This is a genomic window from Anabaenopsis sp. NIES-4685 (assembly GCF_059725405.1).
Genome location: NZ_AP043602.1, coordinates 3,819,635 through 3,844,633, shown reverse-complemented (window position 1 = coordinate 3,844,633; position 24,999 = coordinate 3,819,635). Strand labels below are relative to the sequence as shown.

At 42.2% G+C, this 24,999-nt stretch carries 17 protein-coding genes and 1 pseudogene; 10 read left to right on the top strand and 8 right to left on the bottom strand.

The genetic code is table 11. From position 1 onward, the window contains the following. Positions 1 to 53: 53 nt before the first annotated feature. The 3 genes from AC6IZ0_RS16505 (at position 54) to AC6IZ0_RS16495 (ending at position 1,635) form a co-directional block, all read left to right on the top strand. Complete coding sequence (locus tag AC6IZ0_RS16505; RefSeq protein WP_497723910.1) at positions 54 to 794, top strand: group II intron maturase-specific domain-containing protein; 741 nt, start codon at positions 54 to 56, stop codon at positions 792 to 794. A gap of 144 nt (positions 795 to 938) precedes the next feature. Continuing rightward, complete coding sequence (locus AC6IZ0_RS16500; RefSeq protein WP_271731814.1) at positions 939 to 1,226, top strand: hypothetical protein; 288 nt, start codon at positions 939 to 941, stop codon at positions 1,224 to 1,226. A gap of 40 nt (positions 1,227 to 1,266) precedes the next feature. Then, complete coding sequence (locus AC6IZ0_RS16495; RefSeq protein WP_497723909.1) at positions 1,267 to 1,635, top strand: cupin domain-containing protein; 369 nt, start codon at positions 1,267 to 1,269, stop codon at positions 1,633 to 1,635. A gap of 12 nt (positions 1,636 to 1,647) precedes the next feature. On the opposite strand, the gene AC6IZ0_RS16490 is transcribed toward AC6IZ0_RS16495, so the two are convergent. Then, the gene (locus AC6IZ0_RS16490) at positions 1,648 to 2,454 is read right to left on the bottom strand and encodes an inositol monophosphatase family protein (protein WP_497723908.1); all 807 of its coding nucleotides are present in this window, start codon (positions 2,452 to 2,454) and stop codon (positions 1,648 to 1,650) included. Positions 2,455 to 2,493: 39 nt separating this feature from the next. Then, complete coding sequence (locus tag AC6IZ0_RS16485) at positions 2,494 to 3,924, bottom strand: BCD family MFS transporter (RefSeq protein ID WP_497723906.1); 1,431 nt, start codon at positions 3,922 to 3,924, stop codon at positions 2,494 to 2,496. A 232-nt stretch (positions 3,925 to 4,156) separates the two neighbouring features. Between AC6IZ0_RS16485 and AC6IZ0_RS16480 the strand changes: the two genes are divergently transcribed. Beyond that, positions 4,157 to 5,107 carry an aldo/keto reductase gene (locus tag AC6IZ0_RS16480; protein WP_497723905.1) on the top strand — a complete coding sequence of 317 codons (951 nt, stop codon included), beginning with the start codon at positions 4,157 to 4,159 and terminating at the stop codon, positions 5,105 to 5,107. A gap of 6 nt (positions 5,108 to 5,113) precedes the next feature. Here AC6IZ0_RS16480 and AC6IZ0_RS16475 read toward each other — a convergent pair whose 3' ends face one another. Continuing rightward, positions 5,114 to 6,625 (bottom strand): DEAD/DEAH box helicase, encoded by a 1,512-nt coding sequence (locus tag AC6IZ0_RS16475; protein WP_271731819.1) that lies wholly within the window; start codon positions 6,623 to 6,625, stop codon positions 5,114 to 5,116. A 250-nt stretch (positions 6,626 to 6,875) separates the two neighbouring features. Then, positions 6,876 to 8,195, bottom strand: coding sequence for a 30S ribosomal protein S12 methylthiotransferase RimO (gene rimO / locus AC6IZ0_RS16470; RefSeq protein WP_280792506.1), 1,320 nt, complete (start codon positions 8,193 to 8,195; stop codon positions 6,876 to 6,878). Positions 8,196 to 9,254: 1,059 nt separating this feature from the next. Here rimO and btpA point away from each other — a divergent pair. Beyond that, positions 9,255 to 10,106 carry a photosystem I biogenesis protein BtpA gene (gene btpA / locus AC6IZ0_RS16465; RefSeq protein WP_271731823.1) on the top strand — a complete coding sequence of 284 codons (852 nt, stop codon included), beginning with the start codon at positions 9,255 to 9,257 and terminating at the stop codon, positions 10,104 to 10,106. An 87-nt stretch (positions 10,107 to 10,193) separates the two neighbouring features. Further along, positions 10,194 to 11,183 carry a vitamin K epoxide reductase family protein gene (locus tag AC6IZ0_RS16460; protein WP_497723903.1) on the top strand — a complete coding sequence of 330 codons (990 nt, stop codon included), beginning with the start codon at positions 10,194 to 10,196 and terminating at the stop codon, positions 11,181 to 11,183. 99 nt (positions 11,184 to 11,282) lie between these two features. Here AC6IZ0_RS16460 and nadB read toward each other — a convergent pair. The 3 genes and pseudogenes from nadB to AC6IZ0_RS16445 form a co-directional block, all read right to left on the bottom strand. Beyond that, positions 11,283 to 12,960: pseudogene (nadB, locus tag AC6IZ0_RS16455) on the bottom strand (L-aspartate oxidase). A 140-nt stretch (positions 12,961 to 13,100) separates the two neighbouring features. After that, a complete protein-coding gene (gene psbU / locus AC6IZ0_RS16450) occupies positions 13,101 to 13,529 on the bottom strand; it encodes a photosystem II complex extrinsic protein PsbU (RefSeq protein WP_271731828.1) in 429 nt (142 codons plus the stop codon). 374 nt (positions 13,530 to 13,903) lie between these two features. Further along, complete coding sequence (locus AC6IZ0_RS16445) at positions 13,904 to 14,704, bottom strand: DUF3120 domain-containing protein (RefSeq protein ID WP_497723902.1); 801 nt, start codon at positions 14,702 to 14,704, stop codon at positions 13,904 to 13,906. A 204-nt stretch (positions 14,705 to 14,908) separates the two neighbouring features. Here AC6IZ0_RS16445 and AC6IZ0_RS16440 point away from each other — a divergent pair, with 204 nt between their 5' ends. The 4 genes from AC6IZ0_RS16440 (at position 14,909) to AC6IZ0_RS16425 (ending at position 24,428) form a co-directional block, all read left to right on the top strand. After that, on the top strand, positions 14,909 to 15,871 hold the full coding sequence (locus AC6IZ0_RS16440; RefSeq protein WP_271731831.1) for an undecaprenyl-diphosphate phosphatase: 963 nt from the start codon (positions 14,909 to 14,911) through the stop codon (positions 15,869 to 15,871). Between the two features lie 26 nt (positions 15,872 to 15,897). Further along, entirely contained in the window at positions 15,898 to 17,223 is a 1,326-nt protein-coding gene (locus AC6IZ0_RS16435) for a TIGR03279 family radical SAM protein (protein ID WP_271731832.1), read from the top strand. 587 nt (positions 17,224 to 17,810) lie between these two features. Then, positions 17,811 to 21,560, top strand: coding sequence for a two-partner secretion domain-containing protein (locus tag AC6IZ0_RS16430; RefSeq protein ID WP_497723900.1), 3,750 nt, complete (start codon positions 17,811 to 17,813; stop codon positions 21,558 to 21,560). A 276-nt stretch (positions 21,561 to 21,836) separates the two neighbouring features. Beyond that, positions 21,837 to 24,428: a CHAT domain-containing protein gene (locus tag AC6IZ0_RS16425; RefSeq protein ID WP_497723898.1), complete on the top strand. Its 2,592-nt coding sequence runs from the start codon at positions 21,837 to 21,839 to the stop codon at positions 24,426 to 24,428. A gap of 5 nt (positions 24,429 to 24,433) precedes the next feature. Here the strand turns inward: AC6IZ0_RS16425 and AC6IZ0_RS16420 are convergent, their stop codons facing one another. Next, the gene (locus tag AC6IZ0_RS16420; protein ID WP_497726084.1) at positions 24,434 to 24,973 is read right to left on the bottom strand and encodes a DUF928 domain-containing protein; all 540 of its coding nucleotides are present in this window, start codon (positions 24,971 to 24,973) and stop codon (positions 24,434 to 24,436) included. Positions 24,974 to 24,999: the final 26 nt, after the last annotated feature.

The window sequence follows — 24,999 nt, the reverse complement described above, 5'->3', positions numbered from 1 at the left end:
ATTTCCTTGGCTTCAATGTGAGGCAATACTCAGTTGGTAAATACAACTCAGGAATGAACACACATAAGGAAATTCTAGGATTTAAAACCATCATCACCCCATCAAAGAAATCTGTTAAGAATCATTACGAAAAGGTTTCTAGCACCATTAAAAGAAACTTACCAATACCACAAGTGGGATTGATAAGTCATCTTAACCCTATAATCAAGGGATGGTGCAATTACTACTCATCAGTAGTAAGTAAGGAAGTCTTCAGTAGTATCTATAACCAGGTTTACCGACGGCTTTACAGATGGGCAAAGCGCCGACACCCTAATAAATCTGATAAATGGATAGCCAAGAAATACTGGCATACAATTGGGGACAATAACTGGGAATTTGCAGTAAAAATGGAAGATAAATTCATCAAACTGTTTAGACACCCAGAGACTCCCATAGTACGTCATATTAAGGTTAAAGGTAACGCCTCGCCATTTGACGGTGATTGGGTATATTGGAGTTCAAGAATGACAAACCATCCCGAAGCCAACAAAAGAGTATCGACACTACTCAAAAAGCAAAAGGGTAAATGTCCAGAATGTGGGCATTACTTTAGGGACGGTGATGTAATGGAAGTAGACCACATCCTACCCCTTTCCAAAGGTGGAAAAGATGAATATAAAAATCTACAACTATTACACAGACATTGCCACGACAAGAAGACAGCCAGTGATGGAAGTCTTGTAGGTATTCATGACAAGAACCATATTGCTGAGGAGCCGTATGAGGTGAAAATCTCACGTACGGTTTTGTAGACGAGTCGGTTGGGTGACCGACCGGCTTAGTTTAATTAACCGCTCCCATGCTCCCCTTGAAGTAAGAAATAAATGTCTAGACTTGTCTAGGATTTATATAGCAGTTAATATACTTCTAACTCTTAATTTTGATCAGGAGTTACCGTGTTAGAGTTAATAAATCTTTGCATTCGGGGGATTCAACCATTATTAATCCCTATTTGCTTTGTTACCGCTTGGACTGTAATTATTCTGTTTGCTTGGAGTCTTTGGTCAGCAGCTCGAGATAGTGTGACCACAGCCAAACAAATGCATCAAATCCCCTGCCCTAGCTGCCAATTCTTTACCAATAATTACCGCCTAAAATGTACTGTACACCCTTCTACTGCCAGTACAGAAGAGGCTATTGATTGTTCTGACTATCAACCAAAAACTAATCCCATGCTTTACTAAAATAGGCAAGGGAAAACCGCCCATGAGAAAAAGCTAATTTATGCTAGTTCAAAACCTCAAAGACTGTCAAGAATTCATTGCCGGAGATAATACAATTCTGCGGGAACTGCTACACCCTGATAAACAACCCCTGGCATTAAGGTATAGTTTAGCTCATGCAACCTTACCAGTGGGGAAAACCTCTCAACCCCACTCCCTGACAACTTCAGAAGTGTATTATATTCTCAGTGGACAGGGAGAAATGCACATTGATGATCAAACTCAAATAGTCAGTTCAGGGGATGCGGTGTATATTCCTCCCAATACCAGGCAATTTATCCGCAACTGTGGTGTTGAACCGTTGGTATTTATTTGTATTGTTGATCCAGCATGGCGCAAAGAAGATGAGACAGTGTATCATAATACCTAAGACATCAGTTACTTAAAGTTTTAACTTTTCCAGAAATGGGGTAAATAGCGGTACTAATTCCCGGCGACTGACAACCAGGGTAGGAAAGGAGCGATCGCTATAATCTTGCCCTGATGACAAAGGAAAAGGCTCATCCTGGAGAGGTATCCAGCTAGCACCCGCAGCCTGTACAATCACCCAAGCCCCGGCGATGTCCCAAACCTTGGGTGTAGCCTCAATACCACCTAATGCAGCCCCTGTAGCGACTGTGAGGAAATTATAGCTAGCTACACCCAGCATCCGAATTTTACAGGGAAAATCCCTTTGAATCACGGAAGTGCTACGGGAACAGAGGTTAAAAAAGTGATTTTTAGTAGCATCATCACTACTGCTATGGATAGGGTGATGGTTGAGGAAAGCCCCTGAAGGTGTGACTAATCCAGAGGAACCAGCCCAGAAACCATGAAAAGCTTGACCTAGTGTGGGGACGTAAACATACCCAAATATGGGTGTACCTCGATACAGGAGACCCATGGAAATTGACCAGATGGGAAGACCCCTAGTAAAGTTAGTAGTGCCATCCAAAGGGTCTATGACCCAACACCATTCTGTATCGGGAAAAACTTTGTCACTCTCTTCGCTTAAAATACCATAACCAGAAAAATGAGAAGCGATCGCATCACAAATTTCCTGATCAGCCCATTTATCGGCTTGGGTAACTAAACTACCGTCAGGTTTTTGGGAAGCCTGCACTTTCCCAAAATCTTGCATAAGTTGCTTTCCCACTCTGGTAGTGGTGGTTTCGGCAAAGTCGAGAATTGCTGTCCAAAAATCATTCATGAATTAATTCTCACCCCAAGGCGTTCCTTCAACCAATATTTAGTCTAAATCACTTTCTAAAACCGAGGCGATCGCCTGTTTGGCATTGGTTTGAAATTCCCTAACATTAACGCGGTTGAGAAACCAAATTGACACTACCATACCCACGGCTTCTAAAAAGAATACCATTCCATAAGCCAGTTCTAAAGGGAGAAAATTACGACCAATATCTAAGATGGTACCGCCCATGACTACCGCGACTCCCCTAGAAACAGACTGAGCTAATCCCCAAGCGCCAATAAAAGTACCCGCGGCTTCAGTTGCTGTCAGATCCAGCATTAAACTAACGGCTGCAGTTGTTAACAAACCAGTGGCTAAACCGAACAGGAACAAACCTGACTTCAACAAAGCGACATTTGCTGTAAATCCTGATATACCCAGTAATAATGCACAGATTGCCACTAATATACAGCCTAAACGTGCGGTTCTGCGTTTACCTAAACGCGGCACAATCAAAAAACCGGTAATACCGTAGGATATCAAGATACCCATACCGTAAAAAACATTTAATCTGGTGCTTTCTGCTAAAGGCATATTAAACACCTGACCTGCATAGGGTTCTAAAACAGGGTCTTGCATAAATAAGCTGATGGTCATTACCAGCAAAAATGTGAAAAACAAACCTGTTTGACGACTAGCTGTCAAAATTTTCCAAGCCCTAGTCAAGCCAAGGCTGTCGTCTCGATTCTCAGTTGTGGAACGTTGGGAATATTGGGAATATTTTTTTTCCACGCCGAATGTAGCAATGATTGAAAGCCCAAAGACTATAGCTGGAACAAGGAAAAATAACCTGTTGACAACTGACTGTAAAGTTTCTATGTCTGCTTGTGGTGTTAATTGTGCAAGTAAACTAGAACTAATTATCGCTCCCACAATAATCCCCACCATCAGCATAGACCAGACAATGCCAACCACTTGAGAACGGTTATCTTCTTGGGATATGTCCACTAGTAAAGCAGCAAAGCTAGTGGCGCTGGCACAAATGGCTAAACCATATATAGCAAAAACTAAACATAACAATGCTGTCCAGCCGACGGTTGGGGTTGTCCATACCCAGCCATTGGTGCTGCTAGCAGCTAGATTTAATTGCCAGAGCACTTGTATTGCTAAAAATGATGCGATCGCAAATACTGCTGCTCCCAGCCAAACGTACCCAGTACGATTATAACCCCATATAGGTTTGAGGTCTGACATTTGACCAAACCAAATCCGGGCAGGTGAGACAAAAGCGGGTAATGCTAGCACTAGCGATACCAATGTTGCCGGAATTGCTATTTCTTGAATCATGACTCTGTTGAGTACACCCAGAATCAAGATAGACATCATGCTTAGTCCCATTTGAAACAAGCCTAAGCGGAACATAGTGATCAACTTGACCCTTGGCACAGTCAAGGATTGTCCTTTAGTATCAAATACATCACCGCTTGCCATAACTACTTTTTCTCGTTTACAAAAACTATTCCTTCTTTTACTAAGGATAAACAGTTACTAGGGATTTAAATATATGAGGGAATACGAGAATTTTGGAGTTACTGACTAACTTTCAAAGTTTGTAGTCAAGACTTTAGTCCTATCTACGAGATACTACGCAGTCAGCACAACCATGGAGGGTTTGAGGTTAAACTAAAAGCGTAAAGAAATGTAAATCAAATAATATTCTCAAATGGAAAACATCACATTAGGACAAAATGGACCGAGTGTTACACCCCTGTGTATTGGGACTTGGGCTTGGGGTGATAAACTTTTCTGGAATTATGGCGATGGCTACGGTACCCAAGAGTTGGAGGCGGCGTTTACAGCAGCATTGGAGGCTGGTGTGACTTTCTTTGACACTGCTGAAGTTTATGGAATGGGACTGTCAGAAAAATTATTAGGGCAATTTATGCAAACATCATCAAAACCTGTGCAAATAGCTACTAAATTCGGCCCTTTACCTTGGCGGTTTACAAGTCAGTCTGTTTCAGATGCTTTAACGGAGAGTCTCAAACGGTTACAAGTAGAGCGCATTGAACTGTATCAAGTCCATTGGCCCTTTGCTTTCTTTTTAAGTCAAGAAACTTTGATGAATACCCTAGCCGATGAAGTGAAGCGGGGTAGAATTGCGGCGGTGGGGGTAAGTAATTATTCAGCTACTCAAATGCGAGAAGCCCATCAAATATTAGCGTACCGGGGAATACCTTTAGTTGTGAACCAAGTCCGCTACTCTTTATTAAGCCGCCAAATTGAAACTAATGGAATTTCCGCCACAGCCCAAGAATTGGGCGTGACTATTTTGGCGTATAGTCCCCTGGCTCAGGGATTGCTGACAGGTAAATACACACCTGAGTGCGCCGAAACTCCCAGTGGTGTGAGGAAGATGGATCCGCGGTTTAGTAAAGAAGGTTTACAGAAAATTGCCCCTGTCATTTCTTTACTCAACAGTCTGGGAGAAAAGTATGGTCGCACTCCTGCCCAAGTAGCCCTCAATTGGTTAATTTCTCAAGGAAATGTGATTCCCATTGCTGGGGTAAAGACTCCCCAACATGTCAAACAAAATGCAGGCGCTTTGGGCTGGAGATTAAACACCGATGAAATTGGACAACTAGAACAGGTCAGTCGTCCTTGGTTGAGTTAATCAACCTTACTCTCTAAGTGCATTTGAGGATGACACAGAAGCGTCACGGCGGGTTCGCAGCTTGGGCTTGGGAGTCCCTCGTTTACCTTCGTCTCCACCATTGCTGTCCGATTTGTTCCAGGAGGAGCGGTTTCTGTCACCGGAATATTCACCACTACGACGCTTGGTTAACTTCGGCTTGGAGGAGGGTTCATCATCTTGGGGGTCTACCCCTGATTGCAACCAAGCAGGACGAGTTTGATCATAAGCAATTTGTAATGCGGCTGCGGCGATCGCATGAGCATCATATTCTTCAAGTAGTTCGCTGACTATGGGCAAGAATGAAGCTAGGCGTTCGCCAGTTAAGGCTTCTTTAACTTGTTCTTGTAATTTCTGGATATGTCGCGCTTCAATCTGGGCTCGTGTAGGAATGGACAACAATTGCCAATTTTGGCGGTTATGGCGCTCAAATACCTGTTGTTTACGCCGCTCAAAGGGCTGTACTAATGAAATTGCTGTACCTTCTTTACCAGCGCGACCAGTACGACCAATGCGGTGAACATAGGTTTCGGCGCTATCTGGTAAGTCGTAGTTAATGACATGGGAGAGCAGATCGACATCTAAACCCCGTGCTGCAATATCAGTAGCTACTACCCATCGCACTTGACGATTACGGAATCGGGTCAATAATCGCTCTCGTGCTTGTTGAGACAAGTCGCCGTGGTATTCGTCCACGCTATGACCGGCTGCTTGTAGTAAATTGGTGAGTTCCGCCGCTGTCCTTCTGGTACGCACAAAGATTAAAGCTGTTTCTGGATCTTCCATTTCTAGAATTGGCTGTAATGCTTTAGCTTTTGTCCAGTGGCGGGGGATAAGATAAGCTACTTGATTGATTTTGTTGGGTGTGGCTTTTGGCTGCTCAACGGTGACTGTGGCGGGGTTTCGCAGGAATTTATTAACAATCATGCGAATTGACGGTGGCATGGTTGCTGAAAATAAAGCTGTTTGCCGCTCTTTGGGGGCTTGAGATAGGATTTTGATCACATCATCAATAAAGCCCATGCTCAACATTTCATCGGCTTCATCCAAGACAAACCACTTGACTTGATCGAGTTTTAGACAACCCCTATCTAGTAAGTCAATCATCCGCCCTGGTGTACCTACGACCATGTGAACACCACGTTTTAGTTGCATCATTTGGCGTTCAATGGACTGACCACCATAAATTGCCAGAATCCGCAATCCTTCGTTACCTGCGAATTGGTTGATGGCATCGTGAACTTGAATTGCTAACTCACGGGTTGGTGCCAATACCATCGCTTGTACGGCTTTGTGATTCACATCTAGCTGCTCTAAAATTGGCAGGGAAAATGCTGCTGTTTTACCCGTTCCAGTTTGGGATTGACCGACTACATCCCGACCTGCTAGCAGTTGGGGTATGGCTTGGGCTTGAATATTAGTAGGTGTGGTAAAGCCAATGTTTTCTAATTGCTCAACACGTTTTTGTGAAATACCTAATTCTTGGAACGAAAGAGTCATTAATTCTCCTAGATTTTGTTTTTTGGTTTTGGTTTGGTAAATCTGACGGCAGTTGTATTGGTTTGCCAGATTTAAAAACAGTGTCTGCAACCCTCTTTTAGGTGAGGATGCTACGCAGTCAACTAACGCCGAGGGATACTCTGGAAAGTAGACTCAGCGATACCCTTTGCCGCTCTGACATGACTTCTCTTCTAGTCGATACCCTGGGAGATGGCAGTACTGCACTCAGTGAAAGCTACTTCTACTTTTGCTAACTACTGACAACTTCACCGTAGAGGTCATATGTATCAGCACCGTGAATCGCTACTGGCACGATGGTTCCCAATTTTGCCGCCCCATCGACATATATCTGACCATCGACTTCTGGGGAAAATCTGCCAGAGCGACCTATGAGCTTTCCACTTTCAGGGTGTTCTTGTTCAATCAACACATCAACGATTTTGCCGATTTCCTGTTGATTTTTTTTGGCGGCAATTGGCTCTTGAAGCGCCATTAATCTATGCCAGCGCTCATCCATCACCTCTTGGGGTAACTGATTAGCTAGCTTGTAGGCGGGTGTTCCTTCCTCCGGCGAAAAGGTGAATGCACCCACATGATCAAATTCGTGGCGCTTGATGAATTCTAGTAGATGCTCAAAATGTTCCTCTGTTTCTCCGGGAAAACCAACTATAAATGTTGTCCTGAGTACGGCGTTTGGTAGGGCTGCTTTGATGCGTTTAATAATCCCATCATTTACCCGTCCTTGCCAGGGACGATTCATTGAGCGCAGAATATCTGGATGAGAATGTTGTAGGGGCAAGTCTAAATATGGTAATACATTCTTGGTTTGTTTGATTGCCTCTATGACATCTGGGGTCAGCCCGGTGGGATATGCATAGTGCATTCTGATCCACGGTACATCTACTCGACCTAGAGCATGAAGCAATTCGGCTAACTTTGGTTGTCCATAGATATCTAGGCCGTAATTGGTGGTGATTTGGGAAATTAAAATAATTTCCTGCACGCCTTGACTGGCTAACTGCTCCGCTTCAGTAACTATAGATTCAATAGTACGCGATCGCTGGTTCCCTCGTAGATGGGGAATAATACAAAATGCACAACGATAATCACATCCTTCGGCCACTCGCAGGTAGGCAACGCCTTCAGTTGTAGTGCGATAACGCGGTGTGGTCTCGTCTGCAATGTAGGTCGGCTCTGGACTAACCTCTTTGACCTGCTCTCCTTGTTCTACACGCTCAATTACACTTACAATCTTGTGATAATCACCTGTGCCTACTAGTGCTACTGCTTCCGGCAACTCTGTTAATAATTGTTCCTGGAAGTGTTGCGCCATACAGCCAGTAATCACAACTTTCTTGTTGGCTTCTGCCAGTTCTACTAAAGTTCTGACAGATTCTTGTCTTGCTGTTTCTATAAAACTACAAGTATTAACTATAACATAGTCTGCTAACTCTTCATTTGTATCTACACCATAGCCTGCTTCTACAAGCAGTCCTAGCATATGTTCTGTATCAATTCGATTTTTCTCGCAACCCAGGTGCGAAATGGCAATGGTTGGCTTTTCACCCATATTTTGAAAACATTTTCCGTTTTTTCTAGTCGGATAAACAAGCAGCGATGGTTTCGCTTCTTGTGATATACACCTTTACACAGTCAGTGGCTAGAACAACAGTTTTTCACTGCCACCTACTGCCCGCGGGTGCAGTGCCATAGGAGATTTTCCGGCCATGTTATTATATATGTACTACTTAGTCTATTTCCCAGGGTAGGTTAAGTGTCTTTGAGTATGTTTAACACTTATATTTTTTTAACTTGTCTGTTGGTATTTTTGATTACCGCAGCGCCTGTGTTAATTTACCCGTCGGGAAGCCGCCCAAAGGGCTGGTTTTGAAAAGTCGCTACCCTCAGGGAAACCGCGCTCTCTGGGTAGGTGATTGGGACCCAGGAGTACGAGACAACGCCTAATAAAGCAGTAAACCTACCCTGACGGTCAGGCTTTGCCGACGACGGTGCGTGGGCGGGGCGCATAAACCGGGGGAAGTTGCCTTGCGTCTTGTGAGTGGCAAACTCCTCTTCTAGCCTATTTTTATCTTAACATATCTTAGAGGAGGTTTTACGATAATTTCCAACCTAGGGAAGAGGTAGTAAGACAACCAACTCAAAACACACTTGACTAGTTAGTTAAAAGTCAAGAGGAGCCAGCGCCATGAGCGGGTTCCCGGACTTCGGGTGACTGGCGTTCAATAGTCAACAGTCAAACAATTTTGGATTTGAGATTGGCAATTTTAGATTGACAGCACCCACAAGGGCATACAGGTTAAGGATATGAGATTTACCTTCTCCTATGCCACCCCGCACTACCACCCTATGAGGTTGACTCTGGTCAAGGTAGAGGGTAGTAGAGACGTTGAGGATTTGAGATTTGTGCCGCCCAAAAGCCGCTGGGCAGAGGGAATCAAAGAATTTTCTTTGAGTTGTTAGATTGAAAATCTCAAAAAACTGAAATAGACAAATCCGAAATTGAGGAATCCAAAATCTAAAATTGGCACAGTCAAATAAATTATAGACTCTAGACTGGTGGACACTAGACCCCGCAAAGCACCCCAAATATTAGGTATAAAACTAAGACGTGGACTTATATCAGTTATTTAAAACTCGAACACCAATTATTGGTGTGGTTCATCTACTACCACTACCCACCTCGCCCCGTTGGGGAGGTAATCTCAAAGCGGTAATTCAGCGTGCCGAACAAGAAGCAGCAGCCCTGGCCAGTGGAGGGGTGGACGGCATTATTGTGGAAAACTTTTTTGACGCGCCTTTTACCAAAAACCAAGTTGATCCAGCTGTTGTAAGTGCCATGACTGTGGTGGTACAACGAATCAAAAATTTAGTGACATTGCCCATTGGTTTAAATGTTTTGCGCAATGACGGCAAAAGTGCAATGGCGATCGCCTACGCCACCCAAGCACAATTCATTCGCGTCAATGTATTGACAGGGGTGATGGCAACGGATCAAGGATTAATTGAAGGTGAAGCTCATCAATTACTGCGTTATCGCCGAGAATTAGGCTGTGATGTCAAAATTCTAGCTGATGTGTTGGTGAAGCATGCCCGCCCCTTGGGTTCCCCTAATCTCACAGTTGCCGTGAAAGACACCATTGAAAGAGGTTTAGCAGATGCCATAATTTTGTCTGGCTGGGCTACTGGTAGTCCTCCTAACCAAGAAGACCTGGAACTAGCTATTGGAGAGGCAAATGGCACTCCAGTGTTTATAGGTAGTGGAGCGAACTGGCAAAATATTGCTACACTGATGCAGGCAGCAAATGGGGTGATTGTTTCCAGTTCCCTGAAGCGCCATGGTCGCATCGAGCAACCAATTGACCCGATTCGCGTCAGTCAATTTGTGGAAGCTGCCCATACTCGTTGGCATCCCAACGGCAAGATTCAGTCTATTTCTGGGGCTGTGAAAATACATTCTTAGGAGACTCCAAGGGATGGTTCGGGAAGTAATTTTCCCAGACTATGACTAATGACCAATGACCAATGACCAATCACCAATTAGCAGTTTATGATTCGCCGCCGTTCTACTCCTTGGATTCATAAATGGTCGCGTCCATTGATGGCCGCGATCGCTGGATTTGGTGCCTTGACCACAGGTTACATCACCATAGAAAAGTTAACAGGAGGCAGTGCCGCTTGTGTAGCCCAAGCTGGTGCCAGGGGCTGTAATGATGTCCTTTCTAGTCCTTGGGCAACCATCACCATTCTTAACCTGTCCGCGCCCTTAGCCTTATTTGGGCTTTTAGCGTATGTGAGTATGGTGATTTTGGCTGTTGCTCCCTTAGCTTGGAAACCAAGTGATAAAAATACTGTCAAACAACTGGAAAACTCAACTGGGTGGCTACTGTTGGTAGTATCCGTGGCTATGTCTGTTTTCAGTGGCTATTTAATGTACCTACTGGCATTCCAAATCCAAGCTGTTTGTTATTACTGTATTGCCTCCGCTGTGTTCTCTGTGAGTCTTTTAGTTTTGACCATTATCGGTCGTCCTTGGGAGGACAGGGGGCAAATTTTCTTTACCGCTATTATTGTGGCCATGATCACACTGATTGGTACTTTGGGTGTGTATGCTGGGGTGAATTCTTCAGGTACAACTTCTGGAGAACCTCAAAGAATTAGGTTTACACCCCAAGTAAATCCTGACCCGGCTTTTGGTTGGGAAATCACCACTACATCTGGTGAGGCAGAAATTGAACTAGCAAGACACCTAACAACCATAGATGCTAAGGAATATGTTGCCTATTGGTGTCCTCACTGCCATGAACAAAAGCAACTTTTCGGTAAAGAAGCTTACAAGATTCTTGAACAGAACAATACTATGGTGGAGTGTGCTGCTGACAGCCCTAAAGGTCAACCAGAAGTGTGTCAAGCTGCCAACATTAAAGGCTTCCCCACTTGGATCATTAATGGTGAAGTCTATAGCGGGGTTCAAAACCTCGACGAACTGGCTAGAATTTCCGGCTACACTGGCCCTAAGAACTTTCAGTATTTTCGATGATTGATCAAGGTTGGCTGTTAGTACTGACTGTCAAATCAACACCCATCAAAAATCAACAGTCAACATTATTGTTGACTTTTTTTTTGCCATGGAAAATGACTAATCTTTCCAAATCATAGATTTATGGTATTGGGATTTTTGTACTAGAGTATGGACTTGCCAATCTGGGTCTGGTTGAGGATAGTCTAGGCGGTAATGACCACCCCGGCTTTCAGTTCTAAATGCGGCACTTTTGAGAATCAGATGCGCTATATCTAATAAATTCCGGGTTTCTGCCCAAAGTCGCAATTGCTGTTCCACATCTGTGATCTGGAAACTCACCGATTGATTAGGACTCAAAGAAACTAAGAATTGACTCAAAGGTAAAGCGGCAAAATCTTTTTGCCAAGATTCTACAATGGCAATGGCTGATTCTAAACCTGACTGCTCCCGACAAATTCCCGCACTTTGCCACAGCAAAGTTGGTAAATTTTTTCTCAGTATTTCTAGCTGTGTTTTTTGGCTTTGCCATTCACTGATATCGAGGCTGAATTCTCGTACTGGCACTATTGGCACTTCTGAGGATGGTGTCATATCTTGGAGATCAATATTTGCCATCTGGGCTCCGAAAACAATACATTCCAGCAAAGAGTTACTTGCCAAACGATTGGCACCATGTACCCCTGTACTGGCATTTTCTCCCACTGCGTACAAACCGGGAATGTTGGTGCGATTCATTAAGTCAGCAACAATACCACCCATCCAATAATGGGCAGCTGGGGCTACAGGAATGGGTTCGTGGAAGACATCAATTCCCCAATATTGACAAACTTTAATGATATTAGGAAAGCGATGACGAATTTTCTCAGGAGATATGGGGCGCATATCTAACCAGACGTGGGCGGTAGCAAGATCAACGGCGGTGTGTTTAAGATGGCTGAAAATAGCTCTACTAACTACATCTCTGGGTGCTAGTTCACCCGCGGGATGATAATCAAAAGCAAAACGCCGCCCAGTGTCATCAATCAAGTGTGCGCCTTCGCCACGTACGGCTTCACTAATCAGAAAGTGGTCTGCACCCGGTAAGGTGAGGGAAGTGGGGTGAAACTGCACGAATTCTAAATCTCGCAGAATAGCCCCGGCTCGATAGGCCATAGCTACCCCATCCCCTGTACTGACGGCTGGGTTAGTTGTTTGGGCAAAGACTTGGCCACCGCCACCGGTTGCCAAAACCACGGCAGAGCTTCTGATGGGTGTGATTTTACCTTGATAGAATAGGCTGATTCCCTGACATCTGCCGGTTTGGGGTTCTATCCACAAATTCAAAGCCAAAGCTTGCTGGATCACTTGAATGTTTTGGCGACGCAATACTTGTGCTGTCAGGGTGGTGGTGACTTCCCTACCTGTACTATCGGCGGTATGGAGAACGCGGGGGTGAGAATGGGCGGCTTCTAAAGTTAAAGCCAAAGCTTGACCGTTACGGTCAAAGGCTACTCCCAAGTTTACCAGGGATTGAATACACTCACTTGCTCTTTGGGCTAGGAATTCTACGGCTGTGCGATCGCACAAGCCTGCACCTGCGTGTAATGTATCCTCAATGTGTAATGAAGGCGAATCTTCTGGGGCGATGGCGGCCGCAATACCTCCTTGGCCAATCACTGGCAGATAAACAGACAGTTTCTTTGGTAATTAAGCCAACTCGCAATTTCTCTGGTAGACACAGTGCTGTATATAGTCCAGCAGCACCAGCACCGACTACTAAAACATCAAATTGGCTAGGAATATCTATTTGCAGCAAAGTCTAATTTGGGTAGCAGGGGCTTTTAATTAGGGAGTAGTGGGACGGGTCTCTCCCATTTTGAGAAAAAGCGGCCACTCCCTAATTTTAGGAAGTAGGCTGCTATTCCGTATATTTAGTTAGCTTAACTGTTGAGACAGTTATCTGTAGATGCCGTTGTTAAAGCGATCGTCTCCAGCGTTGAAGATGGTTTCTAATTCTGTGACTGTAAAGTTATCTAAGTTAGCTTGTAAAAGTTCTTTTTGGCGATCGCTTAATCCCGGAATATTCAAGACATCCTCCACCTGATCGTAAGGAGCATTGAGTACGATTTTTTTGGCTAGGGTGGGGTACAGACCTGGATACTGTTGAAAAGCTCGGACGTTGGTATTATTCAAATCAACTTTTTGACCAAATTCTGTGCCTAACTTAGCATCTGCTCTATTCTGCCGTGTCACCGCCAAAACTGCCACTGGACTAAAAGTCACACTGTTTATATTAGCAGCCGCAGCTATCTGAGTTGTTCCCAGCCATCCCCAGGATCCGACTACCAAGCTAAATACTGTTAATAAACGCACCAATGTTTTCACAATTTTTCTCCCTCTTTCCATGAAAATAAGATAATCATGTTTTGCTAAATGCTATCAACTATAAGCTGAATTCAGGCCAAAGATGTCAAGCATACCGTTGAATACTGGTCAGCGTCTCATCTTCGGTTCTTGACCATAGATAGGTTGAGTATATCTATATGATCGTCATGATCTTCCTTTACCTGAAATTGGAGCTTCATAGCCTAGTCAGCACATAGCAGTCATCAAAAACTAATATACAGTGTATTAATACCCCCAATATTTGCTGCTACTGGGTTGGGTCTGATGTTTACAAAAAGTTATCTAGATGACTGGGATTTTGGCAAAACCTATAGATAGGTTTTTTCTATACTAGCAACATATTGAGAGAATTTTTAAGCGGCAGATGCAGCTATTAAGAACAGGCTATCTACCAAAATTGTACTTAAAACTGCGCCACTAAAGGCGTACCAATGTTTTGATTTTGTACGTAAGGGTAAAACCCCTGCGGTTAATAGCATTAGTAGCCCCATTACTGCCCAGCCTTGTCCCCAGGGCGTTTGTACTTGGATTAAGGCATTTTGTAATATTGCTGACACGTTATTCGGGTCTACCTGCATAATTTGCCGCCAATAAGGCATCAAGTTTACTATATAAAAATATACATCAGTCAAAGCTGTACCGAGTAAGGAACCTAAATAAAACCAGTTACCAATTGGCCCCCAATTCTTAAGGAGACACCAAGCGGCAAATGGCAAACCGATTGATTCTACTGGTAAATGCCATAAAGGTTCCCAACGTAACCAACCCCAGTAAATGGCTCCTGCTAACCAACTCCAGCTAAAGCCAAAAAGCAAATCTCCCCATATATAAGTTTGAGGACGCGACATTAAAATAAAACTCAGCCATACCCAAAATCCTGTCAGGGCTACACTTAGCACTGGTAGCGATCGCACTAATGGCGCTTCTATAAATACTGGTACTGATACCAAAAACACAGCCGCAGCCAAGATTAACCAAGTCTGTCCCTTGGTCGTAGATATGAGTAGGGAAGCAGATAAGCCAAGTGTAGATTCTAACTTATTGATACTATTTTGCCCCTGGTCAATGGGGGGTAAATCAGTATTTATAGGAGTCTGGGGAGTAGTGATGGCTGGCGTGGTGCAGCCATAGGAAGACAAAGTATTGTTAATCAAAGTTTTTAATATTTGTTACTAAACTTTATGTTAATTAAGATATCACAGTTAAAAATGCCCTGGGGGGGGATTTTTAGTTTAGCTAATTTTTGCATAAATTGACTAGCAACAGGGTAAACTGTGCTGATGACTTTTTCCTGGCAAGTGGCCCAAACAGATGTTTTTATAATTGGTTCTAGCGCTTGGCTATCGCAAATAAATTAAATGGTTTTATCAAAACGGCAATGGTTCGTATTCCTAAGTGCAGCATCTGCTATTTACTCGGTTGCAGCATTTCCAGCAAAGGTTTTAAGTACCGAAACTCTCCTGGGGTCAGAGGAGGTACAGCAACTGAATATCCTGCAAGCTATTTTTTTAGGCTTTGTCCAGGGAATGACTGAATTCCTTCCCATCAGCAGTTCAGCACATTTAAAGGTTGTACCTGTAGTACTGGGTTGGGGGGATCCGGGGGTAGCTTTTACGGCGATTATTCAACTGGGTAGTATTGTGGCTGTGCTGTGGTATTTCTGGGGTGATATGACCCAAATCATCAAGGGAGCAGCAAAAGCGATCGCCGTCAAAGACTACCAAAGCCATGACTTCAAGCTATTTGTGGGAATTAGTTTGGGAACAGTCCCGATTATCTTCTTAGGACTGTTAATTAAAGGATTAATCCCAGACTACGATAATTCACCCCTGAGAAGTCTAGCAGCGATCGCCATAGCCTCTATATTCATGTCGCTGTTATTGGGAATAGCAGAAAAACTGGGTAAACGTCAACGTGACTTTGAGCATCTGACCATGAAAGATGGGTTATGGATGGGTTTAGTTCAATGCTTGGCTTTAATCCCTGGGGTATCTCGTTCAGGTTCCACTATGACTGGTGGACTATTTATGAACTTAGAGCGGGATACAGCTGCAAGATTTTCGTTTTTGCTGGGAATTCCCGCCATTACCCTAGCAGGATTAGTGGAGTTGAAAGATTTTTTAGCAGTGGGTGTAGGTAATGTGGGTATGGTTCCTATGGTTGTCGGAGTCATTTCATCTGGGATATTTTCATATATGGCGATCGCTGGGTTGATACAATTCCTCAAGACCCAAAGCACCTGGGTATTTATTTGGTATCGCCTAGCCTTTGGTGTAGCAATCTTAGGTGCAATTAGCACCGGATTGTTGAACAATAGTTGATATTCATTGGTTCCGGGTTTCTCATCATGTCTACCATCCGTCCCGCTCAAATCACCAGAGTATTACCCGATTCTATAGGCGCAGAAATTGGCTTTGAAGCGGGGGATGCTATAGTTGCCATCAATGGCATACAACCCCGTGATTTAATTGATTATCAGTTTCTCTGTGCTGACGAAGTGCTAGAACTAGAAGTTTTAGACCCATCTGGAAAAACTCATCACATTGAAATAGAAAAAGATTACGATGAAGACTTGGGGCTAGAATTTGAAACTGCTTTATTTGACGGTTTAATTCAATGTAATAACCGTTGTCCCTTTTGCTTTATTGACCAGCAACCACCCGGTAAGCGTTCCAGCTTGTACTTAAAGGACGATGATTACCGTCTGAGCTTTTTATATGGTTCCTACTTAACCCTAACTAACTTAGCTGAAAAAGAATGGCTGCGGATTGAACAAATGCGCTTGTCTCCATTGTTTGTTTCTGTTCATGCTACGGAACCGGAAATCAGAATCAGACTGCTAAAAAACCAACGTGCAGGCAAAATTTTACAGCAAATTAAATGGTTCCAAGATCGCAGACTGCAAATTCATGCTCAAGTAGTTGTTTGTCCTGGGATCAACGATGGTCAACACTTAGAAAAAACCCTGAAAGATTTAGCAGTATTTCATACTGGAGAAGTACCCGCAGTCGCATCAGTAGCAGTAGTTCCCCTGGGTTTGACGCGGTTTCGCCCAGCAGCAGATGAACTGATACCGGTAACAAGGGAAAAGGCTCAAGAAGTGATTTCCCAAGTCAAAACCATGTCCCAGAAATTTCGCCAACAATTAGGATCGGGTTTTGCTTGGTTAGCAGATGAGTGGTTTTTGATTGCGGGTGAGGAATTACCCAGCGCAGCGGAATATGAAGAGTATCCGCAGATTGATAACGGTGTGGGTTCGATTCGTTTATTTATTCAGCAATTTGCATCTACCGCAGCGCAGTTGTTACCGTCAAAGCTAGATGAACCGAAAAAATTGACTTGGGTGGTGGGTAATGCTGTGGAACAAGCATTCCAACCGATTTTACAACGCCTCAATACTGTTGAGGGTTTAGAAGTGAAGATGGAGGCTTTAGCAAGTGATTACTGGGGACAAAATATTACTGTCACTGGGTTAATTACGGGTCATGACCTAGTTTTAAATCTTCTGGGAAAGGATTTAGGAGATGGAATTTTATTACCAAAGGTGATGTTAAAACATGGGGAATTAATATTTTTAGATGATATGAGTGTTGCTGAGGTAGCTGCAAAATTAAATACAAAAATTTTGCCAGTTGCTGGGGTTGAGGAATTAATCAATACTTGTATTAATTAATTGATACAGTACTGGTAGTTTGGCGATCGCCCTGATCTACACTCATCAAACCAGACTAAGAGGATGTTTGATATAGCCTTTTTCAGGCTCATGAAGTACACACCAATTCCCTATTCCCTATTCCCTGTTCCGGTGTTCCCTCAAACTAAAAAAAATTGTACCTCACGAGCATGGGAAATGCTATAATTTTTATCTGAGGGAACAGGGAAGACACAAAAAAACAATCAAATCCAGTCCCCTCCCCTTACAAGGCGAGGTTTAGGGAGAGGTCAAATAATATTCGATACACTAATCATGACTTGACAAACATCCTCTTAGCGCTGAACTCACCAGAACACCCTATTTTTTACTTGAGTTTTGCGCCAACTTCTGGCTAAATTAGATTAGAGTATAATCATGATGTGAGAAGTCGGGGATCTAAGATTTGCAATGGGGGGTAAGATACCCGACTTCTGGGTAAATTAGATGAGAGTATAATCATGACGTGAGAAGTCGGGGATCTGTATTGCGATCGCCATGGGTTCAAAGTTATGAAAATGAACAGTTGCAAAAAATACTCTAGTTGTCAATTCATCTTACCAATCATCTTGAGCTTAATTACAACTGTAAATCCTCGGTTAGTTAAAGCTCAACTGATACCAGATAACACCCTCAATTCTTCTGTGAGGAATGAGACAATCAAAGGAAATACCAGTGATATTATTGAAGGAGGCGTAATTAGGGGTATTAATTTATTCCACAGTTTTACAGATTTTAACGTTGGTGCAAACCAGGGGGTGTATTTTAGCAACCCAGATAATATTAGTAATATTTTAACCAGGGTGACTGGGATCAGTCATTCCAATATTTTGGGAACTTTGGGAGTGTTGGGAAATGCGAACTTATTTTTAATTAATCCCAATGGTATTACCTTTGGAGCTAATGCTAATTTAGATGTAAAAGGTTCTTTTGTGGCCTCTACAGCCGATAAAGTTATATTTGATAATTATGAGTTTAATAGTACTAATCCCACACAGCCACCTTTATTAAATATTAATATTCCCAGAGGGTTAGGATTTCGGGACAATCCTGGTAATATTAGCCTGAATAATTCAAATCTCACCATTCCTGAAGGTAAAACCTTAGCTTTAATCGGTGGTAATGTCAGCATTGATAACGCCAGGATTATATCACCGGGAAGTCAGGTAGAGTTAGGTGGTTTAACCCAAACGGGTACAGTTAATTTAGATGAGGGTTTGCGTCTGAGTTTTCCTGATAGCTCAGGGAGCGCAGATATAGATATAACCAAAGGAAATGTCAGTTTAACCAATGGCGCTCAGGTCAATGTTACTGGGGGTGGTGGTGGAAGTATTACCATTAATTCCCGCAACTTAGATATTACCAGAGGTAGTCAACTGCGTGGGGGAATAGCATCAGGTTCGGGTTCAGTAGATACTCAAGCAGGAAATATTCAAATTAATAATACAAATCAAATTAATTTAGTTGGTAGATTCAGTGTTATTGATAATCTGGTGAGAGATTTAGGTACAGGTAACGCCGGATATATTAATATTACTACAGGTTCTTTAACTGTGAAAGATAGCGCTTATCTTGATACTAGCACCAGTGGTCAGGGAAATGCGGGTAACATAAATATTCTGGCTTTAAGAGGAGATGTGATTTTTGAGAATACCGGTTATTCACCGGTAATTTATACTGGCATTTATACAGCTAATGGGCAAGGTAAAGCAGGGGATGTAAATATTAGTGTCAAGAATGGCTCCTTAGTAGCTAAAAATGTTGAGATTAATTTAGAAAATAATCAAGGTAGGGGAAACGCTGGTAATATTAATCTCACAGTCAAGGATAATATTACTTTCGATTATAGCGATTTGAGGAGTTATACTCAACCTAATACGGTTGGTGATGGGGGTAATATTAATGTTATCGCTGATCAATTAACTATCAACAATTCTTCTGTGTTTAATGCTGGTGTTTCTGGCATAGGGAATGCTGGTAAGATTAATCTTAGCGGTAATCATATAGATATTACAGATGGGTCTCAAATATCTGCTAGTACATCGGGTATTGGTAATGCTGGTAATATTGAGATTCTCGCCGATGGTACTACTCGCATAGATGATAGTTTAATTTCTAGTCGGGTCAATAGTCAAGCTAGAGGTAGCGGTGGGGATATTACCATTAAAACCAACTCCCTAGAGGTTACTAATGGTTCTCAAATTCAAGCTAATAGTTTTGGTGTAGGTAATAGTGGAAATCTAAATTTTCATACCCAAACTATGAAGGTTGACGGTGTGGGAACCGCAATAGGAAATGTCATCGGAATTTTTACCAGAGCAGGTATCTTGGGTCGGGGAAATGCAGGTGATATTAATATTAATACTGGGTCTTTAGAGGTGACAAATGGTGCTAGTTTATTAGCTAGCTTAGGAGGGGAGGGTCAAGGGGGAAATATTAATATTAATGCTGATAATTTAGTGAAATTTGATGGTTTTGGGAGTGTAGCTGAAAATCTGATTTCTGCTACTGGTGTAGGAAATACAGGTAATATTAATATTGCTACTGGGTCTTTAGAAGTGACAAATAATGCCTATCTCAACGCCTCTACATCGGGACAAGGTAATGGGGGAAATATCAATATTCACGCCAGAGAACAGGTAACATTTGCTAATGGAGTGCTGACAGGTGCATCTAGTAATGTCGGTCTGACTGGGGTAGGTAATGCTGGTGATATTATCATTAATACAAATTCTTTAAATATCGGCACTTTTAGCGGTTTAACTACAGCTACCCTGGGAAAAGGAAAGGCGGGAAATATAATTATTAATGCTGCTAATAATGTTGATATTCAACAGGTAGGTCGGGTTTCTTCTGATATTTTAAATGGTACGGGAAATGGTGGAGATATTCAGATCACAACTAGTTTTTTCAGAATGTCTGACAATGGGGTTATAGAAGCTAAAACCGGAGGACAAGGAAACGCGGGTAAGGTAGAAATTAATGCTGGTGCTGGGGTGGAAGTTTCCGGTAAAGCTAATATTTCCACTAATGTAGAACCAAGAGCAGTGGGAAATGGCAATGATATCATGATTATATCGCCATCGGTGACTATTACAGATCAGGCTCAACTGGTTGCTAGTACTGGGGGACAGGGAAACTCAGGAAATGTGAGAATTATTGCTAGTGACCAGGTAGTTTTTGAGGGGGGAAGTAGGGAGCAAGTAAGTGGTGTATTTACTGTGGTGAAACCTACGGGTAGAGGGGATGCTGGTAATATTGAGGTGAATACATCTGTGTTGACTTTGAGTAATGGTAGTGAAATTAATGCTAGCACCTTGGGAGCAGGTAAAGCTGGTAATATTGTGATGAATGCTCGTCAGCTGGAGATTAAGGAAGATGGGCGTATTTTATCTGTTACTGAAGGTGAGCAAAAGGCTGGGGATATTGTCCTTAATATTATTGAAAGTATTAATCTGAATCAGGGTAATATTTTAGCAACTACAACCCCTAACTCTACAGGAGATGGGGGTAATATTCTCATAGACCCCATGTTTTTTACCTTAAATAATGGTTCTAGAATTGCGGTTAGTAGTGAGGGTAGCGGAGATGCTGGTAATATTAATTTAAGGGCGGGAAATCTGACTGTTAATGATAGTTCGGCTTTGTCTGCGGGGACATTTAGCGGTGAGGGTGGGAATATTATTTTGGATATTGATAATCTTTTACGGTTGAATAATGGTGAGATTGCCACTGCAGCAGGTGGTACGGGAAATGGTGGTAATATCAATATTAATGCTGGCTTTTTAGTAGGGAGAAATAATAGTCAAATTAGTGCTAATGCTGTTGAGGGTAATGGAGGTAATATTAAAATTACCACTAACCGCCTCTTTTTTACCCCGGAAAGTATGATTAGCGCTAGTTCACAATTGGGTATTGATGGAGTGGTTGAAACTAAGATTCTGGGGGTAGACTCGACTCAAGGGTTAATTGAACTACCAGAAACTATAGTAGATGGGAGTAGGTTAATTGCTGAAAATGTCTGTTCTCAGGGAAGTGATAGCGAATTTTACCGCACTGGTAGGGGTGGTTTACCTGTGACTCCCAATCAGGTTTTAGAAACCCATACTGTTGATGTGGGGTTAGTTAAACCGGTGGTCAGTTCTCCTGTGAGAGTGGTTTCTCAGTCCAATTTCAAAAAATCTCGCCGGGAAATTGTCCCAGCTAGGGGTATGGTGGTTAATCAGGATGGTAGTGTGATCTTGGTTGGTTATGACCCTGGGAATAGGGGGTTACAACGGCCAGGAAATAATATCAATTTACCAGGAAGTTGTTCATAAAGAGTTGGTTTTACTGAAAGTGATTTGTTGGCGATCGCCTGGATGTATGATCATTTACATTTATATTAATATTTTGTAATATTTTGTGGTGCTAATACTACTCAAGTCAAAATAAGTAGGTGAACTTTGAAAAGTTTAAAACGCCATCTTGGTAACTACTTGGTCTTATTGATTTCCCCATATCATAAGATTTTACGTTTAATGGCGTTACAGAACCTGAGAAGGGTTTATCAGCAAAATATAGGATTGATAACAGTATTACTATTTATCACATCCATGACCATTTCCCCCGTAGTTGCTCAGAGTCCAAATGATGCTTTAGTAATAGTCCAACAAGCTCAAGATTTATACACACAGGGAGAATTTACCGCAGCGGTAAGTAAGTGGAAACAAGCTGATTATACTTATGCGCTCCAAGGAGATAGACTCAATCGAGCTATGGTATTAAGTAATCTGGCTTTAACTTATCAACAATTGGGAAATTGGCCCAAATCAGCAATATATATAGATGAAAGTTTAAATATTCTAGGTACTCTGGAACAGACAACTGAACAACAGCGAATTTTAGCCCAAACTTCGGATATTCAAGGACAGCATCAGTTAATGATCGGTCAAACAGAACGGGCTGTGGAAAGTTGGCAAGATGCTGCTAAAATTTATGGTGAGATTGGTGAATCAGGGTTATTATTTGCTAATCAGGTCAATCAAGCCCAAGGGATGCAAAAGTTGGGCTTTTATCCTAGGAGTTGTCGGATTTTACTGACTGCTTTTCAGATCAATGCCGAAAATTGCCAGGGAAATTTACAAACATTAATCCCTAGTTTAGATCATGTTACTTTGAGTCAAGTTAAAGGATTGCATAGTTTAGGTAATTCTTTGAGAGGTGTGGGTAATTTGGCTGCGTCTCAAGGGGTTTTAGAGATTACACAGCACCTTGTCCAAGGTTCTTTTCCTGAATATGAAAGTTATATTTTACTGAGTTTAGGTAATACCAAACGCAGTTTATGTGAAGAAAATCAAGATAAATTTTGTCAACCAGCACAGGAAGATTACCGCCAAGCAGTTGGTCAAGCACCAGTAGGACAGATTAAACTAGAGGCAATTCTCAATCAGATGGAATTATCTCAAGATATATCCCCAATTCAGGAAGCTGAAAAACTGATTGGTAATGTACCCTTGAGTCAATCTAGGCTATATGCAGAAATTAAGTTAACTGAATATCAATTCTGTCAGGAAGCAACAAAGTTAACCTGTCTGCAACCCAGGGAGGAAAATGATCCCAAGAATAATTGGGATCAAGATTTAGTTTCCACAACATTGTTAAAACTAATTAACATAGCTCAGACAGCAGCAGAATTAGGAGATCAACGCACCCAGTCTCATGCTTTAGCTCTGGTGGGAAGAGTATATGAGCAACTGGGAGAATGGGAAAAAGCCCAAAAATATACTCTGTTAGCTTTAGATATAACTCAACAATTAACAGCTTTTAATATTTCTCTACTAGATTATCAAATCCAATGGCAGTTAGGTAGATTATATCTTCAACTCCATCAAAAACCAGCAGCAATCACAGCTTATGCTCATGCGGTTAATTACCTGAAAAATTTGCGTAGTGATTTGGTAAGTTTGAATCCAGATGTACAGTATGATTTTAGGGAAAGTGTTGAACCAGTATATCGGAAATATATAGATTTACTTTTAACCGACCATCCCAGTCAAGATGATTTAAGAAAAGCCCGTGATGTGATTGAGTCTTTGCAATTAGCAGAGTTAGAAAACTTTTTTAGAGATGCTTGTATAGAAGATAATACCGTTAATATTGATGATTTTGTCCAGCAATCAGCCCAAGCTAAATCACCTACAGCCATATTTTATGGGATTATTTTACCCCAGCGCCTAGAGGTGATTGTCACTCTACCTGAACAACCTTTATTACACTATACTACGGAAATTAATCAGGAGAGATGGGAAAGTAAATTAGAACAATTACAGGAAATTGTCAAAAAATCTTACCCAGATCCCCAGTTAAACCGGTTATCTCAACAGGTTTATCAGTGGTTGTTTGCTCAGGTTGATCCTGTGTTAACAGCAAATAATATTCAAACTGTGGTGTTTGTTGTAGATGGATATTTACGTAATGTTCCGATGGGGGTTTTGGATGATGGAGAAAAGTATTTAATCCAAAAATATGCGATCGCCTACAGTCCTGGTTTAAAATTACTTCAGCCCCAAACCCTCAAACAACAGTCCCCAATTACCTTATCTGCTGGAATCAGTACAGATCAAGCTCCCAGTTTTCCAGATGAAAATAACTTGGGACCCTTACCATTTGTCAGGTTAGAACTCGATCAGATCAAGTCTTTATTCCCAGGGGAGCAACTGCGTGAGGAACAGTTCACTAAAAAGAACTTACAACTGAAAGTTAGTCAAACTCGTCCCCAGATTATTCACATAGCAACTCATGGACAATTTAGCTCTAATCCTCAAGACACTGTTATATATGCTTGGGATGAACCTGTTAATATTAATGAATTAAGGGATTTATTAGCAAATAGAGAGCCACTAACATCTGAGAATATTGAACTACTAGTTCTGAGTGCTTGTCAAACAGCTACAGGAGATAACCGCGCTGCTTTAGGATTAGCAGGGTTAGCAGTCCGTTCTGGCGCACGTAGCACTTTAGCGACTTTATGGACAGTAGATGATCAATCAACTGCAGTCTTAATCAAACGATTTTATGAGGAATTAATTAATTATCCTGATTTGACCAAAGCCCAAGCTCTGCAAAAAGCACAGTTATATCTTCTAAGTAACAACTTTTCACCCAGTGATTGGGGTACAGTTGTTTTGGTAGGAAATTGGTTATAGCTTGATCACTCTCCACTGTCCACCAAGCTACAACAATCTACTACCCTTTCGGTAACTATATCATGTAAATCAATATCCATTAACAATTTTTGCCAATCTGCTGGGGAATTTTCCACCGCTAAAGTAAAAGCATCCTGCCAAATACCCTCTTGAGCTAAAATAAAAGCCTGCTCTTCCTTGGACTTACCCGCTAAGGTTGGGGTTAAAGAATTGAGTTTTTCTGTGTCTATCCATACCCACCCATTCACACCAATGTCATCTTGGGGATTACATTTCAAAGAAACTGATAAATACCAATGATATTTCTGATTATCCTCTAGTTTTATTTTGTCTGCCAGGGATAGGCGAATAATTCCGGGAGTTGCTTCTAAGGTGACATTACCTTGATAAACTGGTGGATGTTTTCGTCTATCTGCAACCCCATCCCAGATAATTAATTTACTGCTCTCCACATCTCTAGGTGAGTAGGGAACATAAAACCAGAGACTGGGTGATGATTTTATAGTTGTTCCCCACACAAGACTTAAAAGACTGGGTTCAAGAATACTGGGTACTATAGCAGTTAGGGGGG